At 71.6% G+C, this 18,538-nt stretch carries 14 protein-coding genes; 8 read left to right on the top strand and 6 right to left on the bottom strand.

From position 1 onward, the window contains the following. Positions 1-221 precede the first annotated feature (221 nt). Positions 222-803, bottom strand: coding sequence for a universal stress protein (locus ACF08B_RS02645; RefSeq protein WP_392315693.1), 582 nt, complete (start codon positions 801-803; stop codon positions 222-224). Between the two features lie 320 nt (positions 804-1,123). Here ACF08B_RS02645 and ACF08B_RS02650 point away from each other — a divergent pair, with 320 nt between their 5' ends. Continuing rightward, the gene (locus ACF08B_RS02650; protein WP_392315694.1) at positions 1,124-1,516 is read left to right on the top strand and encodes an SAV_915 family protein; all 393 of its coding nucleotides are present in this window, start codon (positions 1,124-1,126) and stop codon (positions 1,514-1,516) included. Between the two features lie 14 nt (positions 1,517-1,530). Beyond that, entirely contained in the window at positions 1,531-2,859 is a 1,329-nt protein-coding gene (gene lysA, locus ACF08B_RS02655) for a diaminopimelate decarboxylase (RefSeq protein ID WP_392315695.1), read from the top strand. Positions 2,860-2,872: 13 nt separating this feature from the next. Here the strand turns inward: lysA and ACF08B_RS02660 are convergent, their stop codons facing one another. Next, the gene (locus ACF08B_RS02660; protein ID WP_392315696.1) at positions 2,873-3,592 is read right to left on the bottom strand and encodes a hypothetical protein; all 720 of its coding nucleotides are present in this window, start codon (positions 3,590-3,592) and stop codon (positions 2,873-2,875) included. A 123-nt stretch (positions 3,593-3,715) separates the two neighbouring features. Between ACF08B_RS02660 and sbnA the strand changes: the two genes are divergently transcribed. The 5 genes from sbnA to ACF08B_RS02685 are packed head-to-tail and all read left to right on the top strand — an operon-like array spanning position 3,716 to position 11,664. Next, entirely contained in the window at positions 3,716-4,732 is a 1,017-nt protein-coding gene (gene sbnA, locus ACF08B_RS02665) for a 2,3-diaminopropionate biosynthesis protein SbnA (protein ID WP_392315697.1), read from the top strand. 37 nt (positions 4,733-4,769) lie between these two features. Next, complete coding sequence (gene sbnB / locus ACF08B_RS02670) at positions 4,770-5,765, top strand: 2,3-diaminopropionate biosynthesis protein SbnB (protein ID WP_392316024.1); 996 nt, start codon at positions 4,770-4,772, stop codon at positions 5,763-5,765. 3 nt (positions 5,766-5,768) lie between these two features. Then, the gene (locus ACF08B_RS02675; RefSeq protein ID WP_366009110.1) at positions 5,769-5,978 is read left to right on the top strand and encodes an MbtH family protein; all 210 of its coding nucleotides are present in this window, start codon (positions 5,769-5,771) and stop codon (positions 5,976-5,978) included. Then, on the top strand, positions 5,975-6,712 hold the full coding sequence (locus tag ACF08B_RS02680) for a thioesterase II family protein (protein ID WP_392315698.1): 738 nt from the start codon (positions 5,975-5,977) through the stop codon (positions 6,710-6,712). Before ACF08B_RS02675 ends, ACF08B_RS02680 begins: the two co-directional genes overlap by 4 nt. Positions 6,713-6,726: 14 nt before the next feature. Beyond that, positions 6,727-11,664, top strand: a complete 4,938-nt coding sequence (locus tag ACF08B_RS02685; RefSeq protein WP_392315699.1) for an amino acid adenylation domain-containing protein — start codon at positions 6,727-6,729, stop codon at positions 11,662-11,664. Positions 11,665-11,983: 319 nt separating this feature from the next. Here the strand turns inward: ACF08B_RS02685 and ACF08B_RS02690 are convergent, their stop codons facing one another. Then, positions 11,984-13,348, bottom strand: a complete 1,365-nt coding sequence (locus ACF08B_RS02690) for an MFS transporter (RefSeq protein WP_392315700.1) — start codon at positions 13,346-13,348, stop codon at positions 11,984-11,986. A 12-nt stretch (positions 13,349-13,360) separates the two neighbouring features. Beyond that, complete coding sequence (locus ACF08B_RS02695; RefSeq protein WP_392315701.1) at positions 13,361-14,728, bottom strand: hypothetical protein; 1,368 nt, start codon at positions 14,726-14,728, stop codon at positions 13,361-13,363. 250 nt (positions 14,729-14,978) lie between these two features. Between ACF08B_RS02695 and ACF08B_RS02700 the strand changes: the two genes are divergently transcribed. Further along, on the top strand, positions 14,979-16,127 hold the full coding sequence (locus ACF08B_RS02700; RefSeq protein ID WP_392315702.1) for a GNAT family N-acetyltransferase: 1,149 nt from the start codon (positions 14,979-14,981) through the stop codon (positions 16,125-16,127). Between the two features lie 186 nt (positions 16,128-16,313). Here the strand turns inward: ACF08B_RS02700 and ACF08B_RS02705 are convergent, their stop codons facing one another. Both ACF08B_RS02705 and ACF08B_RS02710 read right to left on the bottom strand, forming a co-directional pair. Further along, on the bottom strand, positions 16,314-17,060 hold the full coding sequence (locus ACF08B_RS02705; RefSeq protein ID WP_392315703.1) for a 2OG-Fe dioxygenase family protein: 747 nt from the start codon (positions 17,058-17,060) through the stop codon (positions 16,314-16,316). A 173-nt stretch (positions 17,061-17,233) separates the two neighbouring features. Beyond that, positions 17,234-18,502: an ATP-grasp domain-containing protein gene (locus ACF08B_RS02710; protein ID WP_392315704.1), complete on the bottom strand. Its 1,269-nt coding sequence runs from the start codon at positions 18,500-18,502 to the stop codon at positions 17,234-17,236. Between the last annotated feature and the right edge of the window lie 36 nt (positions 18,503-18,538).

The raw sequence follows: 18,538 nt of genomic DNA on the forward strand, positions 1-18,538 counted from the left end.
CCCGCTCGTGGCGCGCCCGGCCCGGCGTACGGCAAGGCGGTGACGCGTGCCCGTACGGCGTGCGGGTCGGTCCTGCCCGATCCCGGCCCGCCCCCCCACGGACGGCACCGACCTCATCAGGGCTCTGCGCGGCTGGAGCCGGCACCCGTCGTGGTGCCTTCCGCCCGGCGGGCCTTTGCCGAGAAGGTCGTCGGCCCTCGACACGGGCGCCGACGACCACGTCACCCGGCACTTCGGCGGGCGTCGGGCGGCAGAGACTCGAACTCCCGCTCCAGGTGGCCGGTGTGCAGGCGCAGCCGCAGGACGTTCCGGCGGTGCACGGAGGTCAGCGCCGCCCGCAACGGGGAGGGCGGCACCGCGGGCACCGGGCAGACGGCGTGGGCGAGGCAGTAGCGGCCGACCGACGGCCGCAGCGCGCGGAGCAGCCGGCCCCGCCCACCGGCGCCGACGATGAGGACGTCGCCGTCCCGGGCGGCGATCCGCACCAGCGCCGGTCCGGGGGCACCCCGGACGACGAGCGCCTGTCCCGGCAACCCGGTGCCGGTACTGGCGAACACCTCACGCAGCGCTCCGGCGAGCCTTTCCCGCGCGAGCCGCTCCCACTCCGGGGCCACGGCGGTCGTCGCCGGGCACCTGCGGGCGGTGAGATCCCCCTCCGGCGGCTCCCAGGCGACCACCGGCCAGAGCTCCGCACCGCGGATGCGGGCCTCTTCGGCAGCCCGGCCGAGGACGGCGAGGCTTCCCGGCGAGCCGCTCACTCCCACCACGACGCGAGCGACCGAGGGCGTGGGGAACTCGGACATCGCTTTCACCTTCCGCAGGTGCCGACGGGGGGTTGCAGGCCTGCGATCTTTCGCGAAACCCCGTCCATCTCACCCCCGTTCCCGAGCTCCCGGCGGTCCGTGCACCCGTTCTTGGCGCTCCTCCGACGGCCTCCCGGCGCCTCCCACCAGCGCTGTCAGCAACCCGTCAAAGTCATCCGGACGGTCGTCAGCGTCCCGTCAGGACCGGTCCGAGGGCCGGGGCCGGCGGGCATAACGTCGGCAGCGAACCCCGGCCCGGCTCTCCGCGTCCGGGGTCTCACCGCTCCGTTCCCCCGCTCCTGCCCTACGGGAGGCACCCCATGGCAGAACTCCTCCACGGCGACGACTCAGAGCCCGCCGAACGACTCCCGGCCGGACCGCTGTACGTCCCGGTCCGGCCGGGCCCGTCCGGGTGTGCGGCCCGGCTCTTCCGCACCCCGCTCGGCCGGCGCACGGCCGTCGGCTTCACCTCGGAGCACCGCCTGACGGCCACCCTCGGGCCCGGCCAGGCCTGGATCCGCCTCGCGGAGTCCGCCCTGCGCGCGCTGACCGCCCCGCTCGGCGTCACCACCGTCACGGTCGACCCGCCCTTCAGCGCCCCGGCACCCGGCCCCGCCGTCCCGCCCGCCGGGGCCGCACCCGTCGCCCCGCCGGCACCGGTCGCACCGGCCCGGCCGGTCACGCACAAGACCTCCGCCCTGCGGATCGCCTGAGAGGGGCAGTCACGATGACCACGGTTCACGAACCGGCCACCACCGCTGCCTGCCTGTCGGTGTGGCCCGCCTCCACCACCGAACGCCCGCTCGGCGAACTGGGCGTGGGCGGCGTAGCCCTCGCCGAGGTGGCCGACCGCTTCGGCACCCCTGTCTACGTCCTGGACGAGGCCGAGGTCCGCGACCGCTGCCGCGCCTACCGGGACGCGTTCCCCGGCAGCGAAGTCCTTTACGCCGCCAAGGCGTTCCTGTGCCGCGCGATGGCCCACTGGATGGACGAGGAGGGCCTCGGCCTGGACGTCTGCTCCGCCGGCGAACTCGAACTCGCCGTCACCACGGGCTTCCCGCCCGAGCGGATCGTGCTGCACGGCAACGCCAAGTCGCCCCGCGACCTGGACGCCGCCCTGCGGCTCGGCGTCGGACGCATCGTCATCGACAGCCCCGCCGAGATCGCCCGGCTGGCCGCCGCCGTGGGACCGGACGGCCACCAGAAGGTGATGGTCCGGGTGGTGCCCGGCATCAGCGCGGGCGGCCACGAGAAGATCCGCACCGGCACCGACGACCAGAAGTTCGGCCTGTCCATCGCCGACGGGTACGCGGCGCACGCCATCGCCCGCATACTCGACCAGCCGCAGCTCGAACTCACCGGCCTGCACTGCCACCTGGGCTCACAGATCACCGGCGTCAAGCCGTACCTGGTCGCCGTACGCCGTCTGGTCGGCCTCATGACCCGCCTCCACGAGCAGCACGGCCTCGTCCTGCCGGAACTCGATCTCGGAGGTGGCCACGGCATCGCCTACCGCCCCGGCGACGAGGCCCTGGACCTCACCGCGCTGGCCCGCAGGGTACGCGCCGAGCTGACCGACGCCTGCGCCACGGCCGGCCTCCCCGTCCCCCGGCTGATCATCGAACCCGGGCGGGCCGTCGCCGGACCGGCGGGCATCGCCGTCTACCGCGTCCTGTCCGTCAAACACACCGGGCACACCGTGTTCGTGGCCGTCGACGGCGGCATGAGCGACAACCCGCGCCCCGCCCTGTACGGCGTCCGGTACGCCCCCCGCCTGATCGGCCGGCACAGTACCGCCGCCACGGCCCGGGCGACCGTGGTGGGCCGGCACTGCGAGGCCGGTGACGTCCTCGCCGCCGACGCGGACCTTCCCGCGGACGTGCGGCCGGGCGACCACCTCGCCGTCCCCGTGGCAGGGGCCTACCACCTGTCCATGGCCTCCGGATACAACCTCGTCGGCCGCCCGCCGGTCGTCGCCGTGCGCGACGGACTCGCCCGTCTGCTCGTCCGGCGGGAGTCCCTCGAGGACATCCGCAGCCGCGACGTGGGGCTGTGACCCGCCCGCACCGCTACACCTCGATGTGCGAGCCCATGATGACCGTGCGGTCACGGGGGAGGCCGAAGTACTCGGCGGCGTCCGCGGTGATGTAGGAGGTGGCGATGAAGAGCCGCTTGCGCCAGGGCGCCATCGTCGGCTCCTTGCCGCGCCGTAGGTCGATCTTCGACAGGAAGTAGGACGCCTCGTCGAGCCCCAGCGGTTCTTCGGCGCTGACCGGCTCCAGCACGGCCATCGTGCTGGGGACGTCCGGCGTCTCCATGTAGCCGAACCGGGCGGTGACGTGGACGATCCCGTCGTCGGTGTAGCCGAGGTCGTCGACGACGAGCCGCCGGTCCGCCGGGACGCGGGGGATCGGTTCGGTCTCGATGGCCAGGATCACGACCCGGTCGTGACGCACGTGGTTGTGCTCGACGTTGGCCCGCATGGCCAGAGGCGTGGTCTGCTTGCCCCGGTTGAGGAAGACGGCCGTCCCCGGGACGCGGAGCGTCGCCACCTCTCCGCTGCGGAGGCGGTCGATGAACTCGGGCAGCGGCCCCTCGTCGCGTACGCGTTCCTTCGCTCGTAGCGCACGCCGCTCCGAGGGCCCGGTCACCTCGTCCGGCCCTCCGACGGGTGAGCGGGTGGCGGCCCCTGCGCCGGTCCCCGCACCGGTCCGCACGCGGCGCCCGAGGGCCTGCCCCCGCGGTCCGCAGGATCCGACGGTGGACACCAGGGCCGGCGCCCATGCCACGGAGCTGTACTCCGTGTCGGTGGCCGCCCGGGCCGCCGGGCCGACGACGGGGCTCGCACACGGCAGCGCGGCACTTGAGTCGCGGTTGAGCCGCCTCGTCCGGCCCCATGCCACACTCGGCCCATGCTCCACAGGCGTGCTGATCAATTTCTGATCGAACGGACAAAACACATTCGCAGGGGCCTCATGGGCACCCCGTTGGTTCCCCTGGCGGACGAGCAGTGCGACATCGTCGCCAAGCTGGAATTCTGCAATCCCGCCGGAAGTACCAAGGACCGTTCGGCACTGTGGATTCTGGAACGGGCGATCGGCCGAGGGGAGATAACGCACGACACCACGGTGGTCGAATCGTCGTCCGGCAATTTCGCGCTGGCTCTCGCTTTCTACTGCCGTATGCTCGGCCTGTCGTTCGTTCCGGTCATCGATCCGAACTGCAACGAGGCCACCGAGGCCCAACTCCGTTTACTGTGCGAGCGGGTGGAGAAGGTCTCCATCCGTGACACGGCGGGCAGCTACCTGAAGTCCCGGCTGTCCCGGGTACAGGAACTGCTGGTCGACCTCGACTCGGCGTACTGGCCCAACCAGTACGCCAATCCGGATGCCCGTGACGCGCACTACCGCTTCACCGCGGACGAACTGATCGCGCAGGCGGGCCCGCTCGACTACCTCTTCGTCGGAGTGGGCACGGGCGGCACGATCGCCGGGCTCTCCCACCGGATCAAGGAGACGTACCCGCGCTGCGTGATCGTCGCCGTCGACACCGAAGGCTCGGTGATCTTCGGAGGGCCGCCGAAGAAACGGCGTATCCCCGGCATCGGCTCCAGCATCGTGCCTCCGCTGTGCGGTGAGGCGCTGATCGACCAGGTCGAGATCGTCTCCGAGGTGCGCGCCGTCGAGGCCTGCGGTGCCCTGGTCGCCAAGTACGGTCTGTACGCGGGCGGTTCGACCGGCAGCAGCTATGCCGCAGTGCAGGACCACTTCGCCCGCCACCGTCCCGGCGCACGCCGTCCCCGGGTCGCCTTCGTCGCCGCCGACCGCGGCCAGGCCTACGCCCAGACCGTCTACAACCCCGCGTGGGTCCAGCAGCTGCGCTCGGAAGCGGCAAAGGCCTCCGGCGTCGAAGCCCTGGCCGTCAACTGAAGGAGAGCACTCCGTGTCCACCCTGGCTCCACCGCCCATGACCGTCATCGGCGCGGGCGACATCGCCGCCGAGACGGACACCCACCGTCCGGAGCTCCTCGAGGTCGTCCGTGCCGCCTACCTCGCGCACGACGCCGGACAGAGCTCGAACCCGCACAGCTCGTTCCTGCGCTTCCCGCACCGGAGCCGGTCGCGCGTCATCTCCCTGCCCGCCTATCTGGGAGGCGAGTTCGAGGTCGCCGGCAACAAGTGGATCGCCAGTTTCCCGGACAACACGAAGCAGGGGATCCCGCGTGCCTCGGCCACGCTGATCCTCAACGACTGTGTCACCGGCTACCCGTTCGCCTGCATGGAGTCCTCGATCGTCTCGGCGACGCGGACGGCGGCCTCGGCGGTGCTCGGCGCGCAGACGCTGCTGGGTGCGCGTCGTGCCCGCCGGGTCGGCATCGTGGGCACGGGTCTGATCGCCCAGCACGTATGGCGATTCCTGCGTGATCTCGACTGGGAGATCGACGCCTTCCGGCTCTTCGACCTCGACCCGGCGGCCGCGAGCCGCTTCGGTGCCGTCATGGCCGAGCACACCAAGGCCGAGATCGTGGTCGCCGACACGGTGGAGGACGCGTTCACCGACTGCGACCTGGTGCTGCTGGCCACCGTGGCCGGCGAGCCACACCTGCACGACCCCGGGCTGCTGGCCCACAACCCGGTCGTCCTGCACCTGTCCCTGCGCGACCTGGCCCCCGAGATGATCCTCGCCGCCCAGAACGTCACCGACGACGTCGACCACGCCGTACGCGAGCGCACCTCGCTGCACCTGACCGAACAGCGCACCGGAAAACGGGACTTCGTCGACGGCACCCTCGGCGACCTGCTGCGCGGGCGGCTGCGCCGGGACCAGGGACGCCCGGCGATCTTCTCACCGTTCGGACTCGGCGTACTCGACCTCGCCGTCGGCAAGTGGGTGCACGACCGGGTCGTCGCCGCGGGCAGGGGCCACCGCGTGAGCGACTTCTTCACCGGTGTGGGGGTCTGACACATGAGCGCCTCACCCGCACCGGGCCCCGCCGGCGACCGGTACGTCGTCGTGGTGAACCACGAGGACCAGTACTCGGTCTGGTTCGCCGACCGTGCCCTGCCCGCCGGCTGGACCGCCACCGGTGCGCAGGGCACCCGCCAGGAGTGCCTGGACCACATAGAGCAGGTGTGGACCGATCTGACCCCGCGCTCCGTACGGGCGTCCCGATGACGGCCCCTGGCCTCGCAGCGTCCTGGCTGCGCGGGCTCGGCAGCCGTGAACTCACCGCGCGACGACGCCTGTTCGTCTTCCCGCACGCGGGAGCCGGCGCCTCCTCCTACCGGCTGGCGGCACACCTGCCGGACACCGTGGAAGTCTGTACGGTCCAGTTGCCCGGCCGGGAGAACCGTTTCACCGATCCGGTCCTGACGTCCATGGACGAAGCCGTGGCCGCGCTGGCGCCGCTCGTCGCGGAACACACGGACCAGCCGTACGCCTTCTTCGGCCACAGCATGGGCTCCCTGATCGCCTTCGAGACGGCCCGGCAGCTGCGCCGGCTCGGCACGCGCCTGCCCGACCGCCTGTTCCTGTCGGGCATGCGCGCCCCCGGCCCGCCGGACCGCGATCCGCGGCACACGCTGCCGGACGACGAGCTGCTCGCCACAGCCGAGTTCGACGACCTGGACGCCGAGTTGCGGGAGCTGCTGCTGCCCCTGCTGCGCGCGGACCTGACGCTGTGCGAGACGTACACGCACCGGATCGAGGCACCCCTGCCCTGCCCCCTGACCGTTCTCGCCGGCTCGGACGACGACAGCGTCGACGTGGCGGAGCTCGACGGCTGGCGCGAGCACACCTCGGCCGACTTCGAACTGCACCTGTTCCCGGGTGCCCCCCACCTGTATGTGCGTGGCGCGGAACGACAGCTGGCGGAGACGATCACACGCGCCTTCCCCGCACGGGGCTGAGAAAGGATCCGTTCATGGCGCCGACCACCCTGGTCGCCCTGTGGGAGCGGCAGGCAGCCGCGACCCCCGACGCGGTCGCCGTCGTCGCGGGAGCACACCGCGCGACCTACGCCGACGTGGACCGCCGGGCCACGGCACTCGCCGCCGAGCTGCGGGCACGCGGCATCGGACCGGAGATCCTGGTCGGCGTCTGCCTCGGCCGCTCGGTGGAGATGGTCGTGGCCCTGCTCGGCATCCTGAAGTCGGGTGCCGCGTACCTGCCCCTCGACCCCGGCTACCCGGCCGACCGGCTGCGGCACATGACCACCGACGCGGGGGCCGCGCTGTGGCTGTGCGACGCGGACGGCCGCGCGCAGGCCCTGGTGTCCGGTGTGACCGACGTCCTGCTGGTCGAGGAGTTCCCCTCGGAACCTGGCGCACCCGTGACCCAGGTGGCGCATCCGCACCACCTGGCCTACGTCATCTACACCTCCGGATCGACCGGCCTGCCCAAGGGCGTGGCCGTCGACCACGCGGCGATCACCTCGTTCCTGCGCAGTGTGGGCGAACGCCCCGGCCTCGGGGCGCACGACCGGGTCCTCGCACTGACCCCGCTGTCGTTCGACATCTCCGTGCTGGAGCTGTTCCTGCCGCTGACCCGCGGGGCGACGGTGGTGATGGCCCCGCGCGCCGCCAACACCGACCCCGAGCTGCTGGCCGCCACCATCGCCGAGGCGGGTGTGAGCGTCGTCCAGGCGACCCCGACCACCTGGCGGATGCTGCTGGCGTCCGGCTGGACGGACGGGCACGGCCGGGTACTGCTGTCGGGCGGGGAGCCGCTCGATCCGCCGCTGGCCCGCGACCTGCTCGCCACCGGCGGCACCCTGTGGAACCTGTACGGGCCGACCGAGGCGACGGTGTGGGCCACCGCGGCCCGCGTCGACGCCGTGACCGACCGGGTCGCGGTCGGCACGGCCCTTGCCAACACCCGGCTGCACGTCGTGGACGAGGGCGGGCGGGAAGCCGGTCCGGGAGTCACCGGCGAGCTGTGGATCGGTGGCGCGGGTGTGGCGCGCGGCTACCACAACCGGCCCGCGCTGACCGCCGACCGGTTCGTGCCCGACCCGTTCGGGGACGTCCCCGGGCGCCTGTACCGGACCGGCGACCTCGCCCGGTGGTCCGACGACGGCACCCTCGAGGTGCTGGGCCGTGACGACCACCAGGTCAAGGTGCGCGGCTTCCGCATCGAGCTCGGCGAGATCGAGGCCTGTGTGCGCAGTCATCCCCTCGTCACGGACGCGGTGGTGGCCGTCGACCGTGACGCGGCGGGCGGCGACCAGCTGGTGGCGTACCTCGTGCCCGCGCACGACGCGCGGAACCCGTCCGACGACCTGCCCCGCCAGGTCCGTGACCATCTCGCACAGCGGCTTCCCGCCCACATGGTGGCCCAGGGCTACGCGGTGCTCGACGCCCTCCCTCGGACCCCCGCGGGCAAGGCCGACCGCGCCGCCGTGCGGCGGATCCCCCACAGCCCGGTGAGGGCAGGCGGCCCGGTACTCGACGACGCCCTGCTGCCGCCGCACACCACGGCGGTGCGCCGCGTGTGGGCCGAGGTGCTCGGGCTCGACGACGTGTCCCCGTACGACGACTTCTTCGGCCTGGGCGGCCAGTCGCTCACCGCGGTGCGGGCCGTCGCCCGGCTGCGTGCGGAGCTCGGCGTACCGGTCGACGCCCAGTCGGTCTTCGCCCATCCGACACCCGCCGCGCTCGCCGCCGCCCTGGACGGCCTGGAGCCCTCGGACGACGAGCCGATTCCCGCGGCCGCGACCGGCGAACTCTCCTTCGGCCAGGAGCGGATCTGGTTCTTCGAGCAGCTGAACGACTCGGTGCCCGCGTACCATCTGCCGGTCGTGCTGGGCATGCCCGGCGGCGCACGCTTCGACCTGACGCTGCTGCACGACTGCCTGACCGCGTTGGTGCGAAGGCACCCTGCGCTGCGCACGGCCGTCGTAGCCGTCGCAGGCCGGGGCCTGCCCGAACCGCATGAGCCGGGACCGGTGCCGTTGCGCCGCATCGAGGTCGCCGAAGAGGACCTGGACGCGCTGCTGACCGAGCGGATCCGCGCCCCCTTCGACCTCGGGCGGCCACCGCTGCTGCGCGCGGACGTGCTGTGCACCCCGAGCCGTGACGTCATGCTGCTGACGTTCCATCACATAGCTAGCGACGGCACGTCGGTCGACCTGATGGTGCGGGAACTGGGCGAACTGTACGCGCAGCTCGCCGCCGGCCGCCGCCCCGACCCGGCACGGCTGCCCGTGACGTACGCCGACTTCGCGGCCTGGCAGCGCGAGCGACTCACCGGTGCCGAGCTGGAGCGGCTGCTCGCCCACTGGCGCACCCGGCTGTCCGGAGTGCCCGTCCTGGAGCTGCCCACGAGCCGCCCCCGGCCGGCCGTCGCGAGCCACCGTGGCCGCCGCGAACTGCTGCGTGTCCCGGCCGATTTGGCGCAGCGGTTGCGCACATTGTGCCGGGCCGAGGGCGTCACCCTGTTCATGGGTCTGCTGGCCCCGTTGCAGGTGCTGCTCGGTCGGTACGCCGACGAGAGCGACGTCGCCGTGGGCACCCTGACGGGCGGTCGGCCACGCCCCGAACTGGGCGATGTGGTCGGCTACTTCGTGAACACCGTCGTCCTGCGTACCGACCTGTCCGGAGACCCGACCTGGCGCGAGCTGCTCGGCCGGGTCCGCGAGGTCGCACGGCAGGCGTACGCGCACCAGGAGCTGCCCTTCGAGAAGCTGGTGGCGGAGCTGAGCCCTGAGCGCGACCTGAGCCGCAATCCGCTCTTCCAGGTGCTCCTCGCCCTGCACGAGGAGCCGAGGGCAGGTCACCTGCCCGAACTGTACGACCGCAAGGAACTGGAGGGACGGCTCGGCACCGCCCGCTTCGACCTCGCCCTCGACGTGACGGACCACGCCACCGGGGCCGGTGACCTCAGCATCTCCGTCGAGTACGCCACCGACCTGTTCGACGCGGACTTCGCCCGGGGCCTCGGCCGGCACTTCCTGCGGGTCATCGAGCAGATGGTCTCCGACGCCACCTCCCGACTCTCCGAACTGGAGATCGTCTCGGCCGACGAGCTGCGTGCCGTCTCCCTCGGCAACCGTGTCGAGCCGCTGCCCGAGCCGTCCACCCTGGTCCGCCTGTGGGACCGCCAGGTGCGAGCGACCCCTGACGCGGTCTGTGTCGTGGGCGGCGGCCGGTCGCTGACGTTCGCCGAGATCGACGCGCGGGCCGGCGCGCTGGCCCGGGAGCTGCGTGCCGGGGGAGTGCGTCCCGAAACCCTGGTCGCGGTCTGTCTGGAACGCTCGGTGGAGCTGGTGGTCGCCCTGCTCGGCGTGCTGAAGGCGGGCGGCGCCTATGTGCCGCTCGACCCCGGTTACCCGACGGACCGGCTGCGGTACCTGCTCGCCGACTCGGGCGTACACCTGGTCGTAGCCGACCCGGAGCACCCCACCTCGGCCCTGTTCGGCGACGGCGTCCACATCGTGGCGGTGGACCAGGAGCCCGGGGCGGACCCCGGGCCGGCCGAGGAGGCACAGCCGCACCACCTCGCCTACGTGATCTACACGTCCGGCTCGACCGGCAACCCCAAGGGTGTGGCGATCACCCACGCCAACATCACCGGGTTCCTGGAGTGGAACCAGCGGCTGTGCCGGCTCAGCGGGCGGGACCGGGCCCTGCTCAACCACTCGGTGGCGTTCGACAACTCGGTCTGGGAGATCTTCCAGTGCCTGCTGTCCGGCGCCGAACTGCACCTGGCGAGCCCCACCGCCGCCTACGATCCCGAGGAGTTCCTGCGCGAAGTCGCCGAGCGCGGCATCACCACGCTCAACGCGACGCCCTCGCAGATGCGGATCCTGCTGGAGTCCGGTACGGATCCCGCTCCGCGACTCGCCTCCGTACGCCTGGTGTTCACCGGGGCCGAGGCCGTGCCGCACGACGTCGCCCGCCGCATCCTGTCTGCCACGGCGCCGGGATGTCAGGTCTTCAACGAGTACGGGCCCACCGAAGCGACCGTCACCTCGGCGTACTGCCCGATCACCGAGGAGTCGCTCGATCGGCACAGCCATCTCCCGAGCGTCCCGTTCGGCCGGGCGACGGACAACGCGCACCTCTACGTGCTGGACCAGCGGCTGCGCCCGGTCGTCCCGGGCTGTCGCGGGGAGCTGTACGTCGGCGGCAGCGCCGTCGGTCGCGGCTATCTCGGCAAACCGGCCCGCACGGCCGCGGCGTACCTGCCCGACCCGTATGCCGCGGAGCCCGGCGCCCGAATGTACGCCACGGGTGATGTGGTCCGGCTGCTGCCCGACGGGAATCTGGTCTTTCTCGGCCGCAACGACCACCAGGTCAAGGTGCGCGGCTTTCGCATCGAGCTCGGGGAGATCGAGGCCGCGCTCCAGAGCCACCCCGCGCTGGCCGACTGCGTGGTGGCCGTGCGCCGAGCCGGCACCGGTGCGGACCAGCTGGCGGCCTACCTGATCCCCGAGGCACCCGAACGACCCGCCCCTGAACCCGCGGAACTGCGCGCCCACCTGGCGGAGCGGCTTCCGCCGTACATGCTGCCGCAGAGCTATACCGTGATCGGTGAGATCCCCCTCACCCCGAACGGCAAGGCCGACCGGAACGCACTGCCCGACCCACGCCCGGTGCCCGACCAGGTGCCGGCCACCCGCCAGAACCTCACCAAGCGGCAGCTCCTCGTGGCCGACGTGTGGCGGGAGTGCCTGGGCGTCGAGGACGACTTCGGCCCACAGGACGGCTTCTTCGACGTCGGTGGCTCCTCGTTGACCATCACCATGGTCGCGAGCCGCCTCGGCGAGCGGCTCGGACGCCGGGTCCCGCCGGTCCTCCTGTTCAGAAACCCCACCGTCGCCGGTCTCGCCGAGGCCTTGGAGGCGGAGGCGCGGCAATGAGCAGCGCCGACGGCACCGGCGTCGTTCCGGTCGACTCCCGTACCCAGGGGCACGCACCGAAGCGGGGCTCCTGAACCGCGGCCGCAGCAGTGGCCGCGAGCCGGCGCGGCGGGCCGATCGTCCGGCGCTGGTGGCATCGCACTCGGCGGAGAGCGGCCCGGCGAGCCGATGGCGGCCGGGAGGCGACATGAGACTGCGGCGCGGGGCGGCGAACGGTGAACGGTGAACGGCGAACACGGGAAACGCCGTCCGCCGTCCGGTGTGCTACCGGACGGCGGACGGCGTTGGGTTCGGTGCGGCTCGGCAACCGTGGCCAGGTTCAGTCGACGGGGTCGCCTCCGAACCGTTCCGCGGGGGACGTGTCCCTGGCCGGCCCGGCCCGGCCCGTGTCGGTGGGCGGCCGGCCGAGCCCGATCACGAGCGGTACGGACAGCACGCTGATCGCGGCGAGGAACATCCAGGGCAGCGCCGCACCGCCCTCCAGCAGCGCTGTGAGCAGCGCCGGGGCGACGGCGGCACCGATGGACCAGGACATCTGGTAGACGCCGAGATAGCGGCCCCGCACATGCTCCGGTGCCATCACCACGCTCAGTTCGCTGGTCGGCGGCGAGCCGAGCATCTCGCCCACGGTGTAGAGCACCATCGCGATCAGCAGCCCGACGACCACCGCCCAGCCGGGCAGCACGAGCAGTGTGCCGAAGACGACGAACGCCGCCGCGTTGAACAGCAGGGCCAGCACCAGCACCGTCACCGGGCTGCGGGACTCGATCCACCGGCTGGCGAGCGTCTGGAGCAGTGCGACCATGGCCGCGTTCAGCACGACGATCGCACCGACGATCCAGGCGTCGACAGCGAGGTTGTCCACGGCGTAGACGGCGAGCAGCACGGAGATCACCGTGGAGGCGAAGACGAAGGCGATGTTCGTCGCGACCAGCCGCAGATACCGGGTGTCCTTCAGTACGATGAGATAGCCGGCCGAGGGCTGCCGGGTGGGTTCGTCCGCTGCCTGCTCCGGCCGGACGGGCTTCGGCTCGTCGGGCTCGGCGCCGGCCGCCGCGCCGGTGTCCGCGCCCCGCAAGGTGAGAATGAGCCAGCCCGCGACGGCGAAGGTGACCGCGTTGATCACCATGACCGTCCGCAGCCCGGCGACGGTTCCGATACTCAGGGCCACCGCGGACACGACGCCGCCGAAACCGACGCCGACGTTCCGCATGGCACGCACGAAGCCGAACCAGCGGGCCCGCTCGGCGCCCTGGGCGACCAGCACGGTGAGTGGACTGTTGCCCATCCAGAAGGCGGTGGAACCCAGTTGCACCACGCATTGCCACAACACGATCTGCCAGGCCGCGTGCGAGAACTGGAAACCGATGAATCCGGCCACCGATACCCAGTTGCCCGCGCCGACCACGAGGCGCGGACCGTACTTGTCCAGCTGGTGCCCGATGATCAGCGGAAAGGGCAGGGCGAGCAGTTGGCCGGCAGTGAGCGCGGCGCCGACGGCGACCAGTGACAGCGTCGTCGTCTTCACGAAGAAGACGACGGTGAACGCCACCACCAACCCGTTCCCGAGGCTGTCGATCAGATTGGCCGTGACGAAGCGGCCTTTCCCGTCGAGGTTCGGCAGACCCCAGGCCGTCTGGAACCGCTGCCACGCCGAAGGTGCGGGGGACTGCTGCGGCATCATGACGTCTTCTCTTTACTTCGCCGCACCGGCGGGCAGCTCGCTCTGGTAGAAGACAGCCGCGCTGCACGCCCTGGCATGCGATGCGATGGAGATGATGCCGCCCGAACCGGCCGGCACCACCTTGGCGTAGGATCCGGCACAACCGTCCGGGGTGTAGAACAGGCCGTAGGCCGCATGCCATTCCTCGGTTTCCCCGGATACCGGGTCCACCACGAGTTCGGAACGCGGCGTCACCCGCTGCTGCACGATGCAGCCTTCTTCGGCGTAGCTCTCCAGAGCCTTCCGCCAGGTGGCGTCGTCCGTTTCCCAGCCCACCACGACGCCGACTCCTCCGCCGCGCCCGTTGACCTTCAGGATCAACTGGTCGCGCCGCGCCAGGCATTCGTCGACGAGGTCGGTGTCCGCCTTGAGTACGTCGGTGTTGATCAGGCGGGTCCAGGGCAGCACCCGGTCGACGAGTCGGCACTCGTCCTCGCTGAAGGTGCGCCGCCACGACGGGTCCGAAAGCAGCGCCATGCAGGCCTTGTTGGCGAACACGTTGCTGGAGAGCGGGGTCCACAGCAGTGTCCCGCCCGCCTGGTGCGCGCGGAGCAGGGGCGCGATCAGGTCCCAGCCACCGGGCTCCTCGGCGATCTGGTCCGGGACGAAGGCGCGGTAGACCACGTCGATCTTCCTGTCCCCGAGGTAGAGCGCCCCCTCGCGTTCGTGCACATCGGACACCTCGGCCAGCAGGATGTCGAAACCGGCTGAGCGCAGTGCGGACTGGAAGTTGAGCCAGAGCTCGCCGTAGTCCCTCATTCCGCCACGCCATTCGAGCATGGCCACCACCGGCTCGCGGCCGGGTGCCACCCGAGCGCCGAAGCGGCGGAGCGCCTCGACCACGGCGCGAATGGGATGCACATGGCCGAGCCGGTGCCGGCGCGCGAAGTCGGCGAAGGCATCGACCTCCATCGTCGCCTGGGACATCTCACTCGCGAGAGCCCAGCCGCCGGACTCGCTCCCCAGATTCGTCTCGAGGAGCTTGAACGAGGTGCCGTCGTGGTACATGTCGGCCCGGCCGAAGGAGGGGGGCACCAGGTCACCGAAGCGCCGAATCGCCTCCCATCGGCCGTCGCTGATGCCGAGCACCTTTCGGAAAGCGTCCAGATCGCCGCCGAACATGCGGTCCGGCAGGGAAAGGAGAATGTCGATGAGGTGCTGCAGGTCGTCGGAGAATTCGCGAAGTTCTCGCTCGGCGACGAAGAGGGGCCTGGCCAGGTACTCGCCGTGCCACGGTACGAGCGTCGGGAAGTTCTTGACGTGCTGAGCGACCCCGGGCAGGTCGCTGCCCGGCGCGCGGAACGCCTCGTTGTACTGGGCCGTTACCCGCTCCGCCGACATGTGATCTCCGCTCCTGCTCGCTGATGACCGAGCCCCTCGGTCCGCGACGGCCACTGTTCCACTCCGTTCCCCGTCGCGACTCAATCGGGGCTCAATCGGGGCTTATCTGCTGTCCATTGACCCCTACGGGCACTGAGTACCTGTGTTAGTAATGATTTCTTGAACCACCGGAAAAGGCCGCCGCTGACATTCAGCGTCCGATCGCGCGACGAGTTCGCGGGCACGGTCAGGCAGAGACTTTGGAGGCGCGATGACCGCCACGACGGACACGTTCGCCGACGCCGTCGGAGGGCTCGGGGACACCGAGTGGGACCGGCTCGCCGACGGGCGGTTCTACTCGTCGGCGCTGTGGCTGCGGGTGTGCGCCCTCGATCCCGGGGCGGTCTCCGGCGGACTGCACGTACCGACCCCGGGCGGTGGCCGGGCCGCGATCCCGGTGGCAGCGGTGACCGACGAGCCCAACCCGGATCTGCGGTGGCACGACCTGCTTGCCGCGCGCGGCCTGCCGGCGCCCGAGCCCGGCGGCCTGCTGATCGGCCAGCGCCGAGGCTACCTGGCGCACCTGCTGACCGGTGAGGGTACCGATCGGGCCGAGGCCGCCGCCGAAGTGCTCGGCGCGATCCGTGCGCTGCGCTCACCCGTGCACGGGGACGCGAAGATCGCCCGCGTGGCGATGTACCTGACCACCGGGGACGTGAAGGCGATGCGAGAGGCGGGGGTGCGGACCGCCCCGGTCGCTCTGAAGACCGACGCCTGGATCGAGATTCCGCCCGGCGGCTTCCCCGCCTGGCTGGAATCGCTGTCGGCGCACCGGGCCCGTCGTATCCGCAGCGAGATACGGAAGTTCGAGAAGGCCGGATACGAGCTGGAGCACCGGACGCTCGCCGAGTCCTGGCAGGACGTCGCCCGGCTGCTGGCCCGTTCGCTGCTGCGCTACGGCAGAACCGTCGACGTGGCCCCGATGGCCGAGTCCTTCCGCAAGCAGGGTGAACTCGCCGGTTCACGCGCCCAGGTCGTGCTGTGCTCGCGCCCCGGCGAACCGCCCGTCGGCTTCTGCATGTACTACCGCCGGGGCGAAACCGTGTACCTGCGGGCGCTGGGTCTGGACCACGACCGACTCGCCTCGGCCGCCGAGTACTTCAACCTCACCTACTACATGGCGGCGCGTCTGCCCGGAGTGCGCTGGGTGCACGCGGGCACCGAGACCGCGGAAGGAAAGGCGCTGCGCGGCGCGAGGCTCCGGCCGCTGTGGCTCCTGGACCTGTCCGAGGACAGCCCGCTGGCCGGGTACGACGAGGAGATCCGCGCGCACAACCACGCCCTGCTCGCTCGTCTGCGCGACTCCTCGCCCGCGATCTCCGGCGCCCTGGAGTACGAGCTCTGGGAGCCGTACTGCTGAGGCCGACGGCCGCCGGGGCGAGCGGGTTCTCCGACGCCGCGGACCCGGGCCGGCTCCCGGGGGGTCACGGGAGCCGGCCCGGGTCCATAGGCCGCCGCCGGCACCGGTATTGCCGGGAAGGCTCCGGCGTACTGGTGCCGGCGGCGAGTACGTGGTGCACACGGTCCGTGCTCCGGGGAGCTTCGCTCAGGCCATCGGGTTCATGTCGATGATGAGCATGTCGCGCACTCCCGAGGCACCCTCGGGGACGATCGGCGAGACCTCGTGCGTGATCATGTTGTCGTCGACGAACATGGTGTCGAGCGGCTGGACCAGGGTGGTCTGCACGATGTCGCCGCCGTCGTTGGGGTGGACGGTGGACAGGCCGCCGGTGACGCCCTCGCGGCGCATCAGGTGCATCCCGACGTAGGAGTGCCCGTCGCGGTGGCGGCCCTCGGGAGTGGGGAGTCCGTCGGCGTCGGCGCGGGCGACGACGCGGACCAGGTGGACCCCGGTCCGCCACGAGTTGTTTCCGCCCGCCGCGGTCGCCATCCGGGCGTTGAAACCGACCAGCGCGCGCATGGTGGGGCTGAGCAGGAGGTCCTGGTCGACCGGTTCGAAGAGCCGGTCCTTGCCCTCCCACAGCGGGATGGAATCCTGACGGAAGGCGGCGTGGGGCAGGACCTCGTAGGTGACGGTGTCGCCGTCGACGACGACGCGCAACCGGCTGTAGCGGCGCTCGCGGTACACACCGACGCCGTCGACCTGGGTGTCGACCGGCAGGTCCTCCCAGGCCTCGCGGAGTTCGTCGAGGTCGGCGTCGCTGATCAGCCCGGCGAGTTCCTCCTTGGGTATGACGACGAAGCCCGTGCGGCGGACCTGCTCCGCGAAGGCGGGTACGCCGTCATGGAGCTGCCGTCCGGTGGTCGGCGTGTCGCTGGTGCTGGCGGTCATGGTGTTTCCCCTTTGTACGGGTGTCCCGGTGGCGTCGGCGTGTACGGCCGGGACGGGTGCGGTTGATGTCGGGTGCGACCGATGGTCCGGTCACGCCCGGTGACGGCGGTCGCCGGATCGGCCGTCCCGGGTCCGGCCGGCCGGGAGGGCGCCGGCTGCGGACACGCTTCAGGTCAGTCCCGCTCCTCGTACTCGACGTGCAGCGTCTGTGCGAGGTGGGCGAGGTAGGCCGCGGCCTCCGCATCCGACTCGTGGTGCGAGAGCACGACCGCCGGGTTTCCGGTCCAGTCCGGGTAGGGGCGCAACAGTGCTCCGGGACCCGCGGTCTCCACCACGTAGTCCACCCGCGGGTCGGCACGCACCGCCTCCAGGCCCCGTATCCGCTTGACCCGTCCGCCGTCGCCGATCGGCACCAGATAGGCCGCCGCGTGGCCGGCCGGGGCCGGCTCCTCGCGCCAGCAGAGCGGCTCTTGGCCGAGGTGGATGCGCAGCGCCTCGGCGGCCAGGTCGATCCCGCTGCTGACGTGGGTCAGGTGGTGCATGTTGCCTCCGCCTCCGAGGCGCGCGGTCATCTCCAGCAGCACCGGCCGTACTCCGCCCACCAGCCGTAGTTCGGTGTGCGTGGTGCCTTCCGTGACGCCGAAGGCGTGGTGGGCGCCGATCACCTCCGCCTCGATCGCGGCGAGTGTCTCGGCCGGCAGCTGGGCCGGGGCCCGCAGCGTGGTCTCCTCGAAGTAGGGCCCCGTCAGTTCGCCCTTCCAGCTGATGGCGCAGACCCGTACCTGTCCGTGGAACACCAGGGATTCCGCGGAGATCTCCGGCCCGTCCAGGTATTCCTCGACCAGCACACCGGTGTCCGACTGCGATCCGTCGGCGGCGCCCATGTGAGTCTCGACGAGACTCCAGGTGCGGGCCACGGCCTGCTCCAGGCTGTCCCTGTCATCCGCGCGGATGACGGCGAAACTGGAGTGGCCGTTCGCCGGTTTGACCACGACGGGAAAGCGCAGGGTCAGCGCGTCGGTCCAGTGGTCCGGATCCTTGACGACCACGAAACCGGGCACGCCCAGCCCCGCTTCCAGGAGGCGCTGACGCATGCTGCGCTTGTCGCGCACCACGGCCGCCGCCTCCTCGGTCAGCCCGGGGAAGCCCAGCTCCCGAGCGGCGCGCGCCACGAAGGGAATGACCCTTTCGTTGCCCGACATGATGCCGTCGAAGGGCTCTTGCCGGTGGCGGTCGGCGAGCGCCGCCAACGCACCGTCCGGGTCGTCGTCGACGTCCAGTGGCAGCAGTTCGACGACCGCGTCGGGCCGCCCGGCGGACTCCAGCGTGTCGTCTCCCCTGGGGACGAGGATCAGGTCGATGCCGGCACGTTCGGCGGCTTCGAACGCCCAGGGAAACACGGACAACTGACCGACGAGGACGAGTTTCGGGCGCTTCGGCATGGCGGTTCTCCAAGATTCGGCTGTGTGGAAGGTTCG

The organism is Streptomyces sp. NPDC015139, assembly GCF_043079785.1.
In the GTDB taxonomy this organism is placed as follows: Bacteria; Actinomycetota; Actinomycetes; order Streptomycetales; family Streptomycetaceae; genus Streptomyces; species Streptomyces albidocamelliae.

Coding starts and splice junctions, on each gene's coding strand:
- ACF08B_RS02645 (WP_392315693.1), bottom strand. CDS start 803: ATGTCCGAGTTCCCCACGCCCTCGGTCGCTCGCGTCGTGGTGGGAGTG.
- ACF08B_RS02650 (WP_392315694.1), top strand. CDS start 1,124: ATGGCAGAACTCCTCCACGGCGACGACTCAGAGCCCGCCGAACGACTC.
- lysA (WP_392315695.1), top strand. CDS start 1,531: ATGACCACGGTTCACGAACCGGCCACCACCGCTGCCTGCCTGTCGGTG.
- sbnA (WP_392315697.1), top strand. CDS start 3,716: ATGCTCCACAGGCGTGCTGATCAATTTCTGATCGAACGGACAAAACAC.
- sbnB (WP_392316024.1), top strand. CDS start 4,770: ATGACCGTCATCGGCGCGGGCGACATCGCCGCCGAGACGGACACCCAC.
- ACF08B_RS02675 (WP_366009110.1), top strand. CDS start 5,769: ATGAGCGCCTCACCCGCACCGGGCCCCGCCGGCGACCGGTACGTCGTC.
- ACF08B_RS02680 (WP_392315698.1), top strand. CDS start 5,975: ATGACGGCCCCTGGCCTCGCAGCGTCCTGGCTGCGCGGGCTCGGCAGC.
- ACF08B_RS02685 (WP_392315699.1), top strand. CDS start 6,727: ATGGCGCCGACCACCCTGGTCGCCCTGTGGGAGCGGCAGGCAGCCGCG.
- ACF08B_RS02690 (WP_392315700.1), bottom strand. CDS start 13,348: ATGATGCCGCAGCAGTCCCCCGCACCTTCGGCGTGGCAGCGGTTCCAG.
- ACF08B_RS02695 (WP_392315701.1), bottom strand. CDS start 14,728: ATGTCGGCGGAGCGGGTAACGGCCCAGTACAACGAGGCGTTCCGCGCG.
- ACF08B_RS02700 (WP_392315702.1), top strand. CDS start 14,979: ATGACCGCCACGACGGACACGTTCGCCGACGCCGTCGGAGGGCTCGGG.
- ACF08B_RS02705 (WP_392315703.1), bottom strand. CDS start 17,060: ATGACCGCCAGCACCAGCGACACGCCGACCACCGGACGGCAGCTCCAT.
- ACF08B_RS02710 (WP_392315704.1), bottom strand. CDS start 18,502: ATGCCGAAGCGCCCGAAACTCGTCCTCGTCGGTCAGTTGTCCGTGTTT.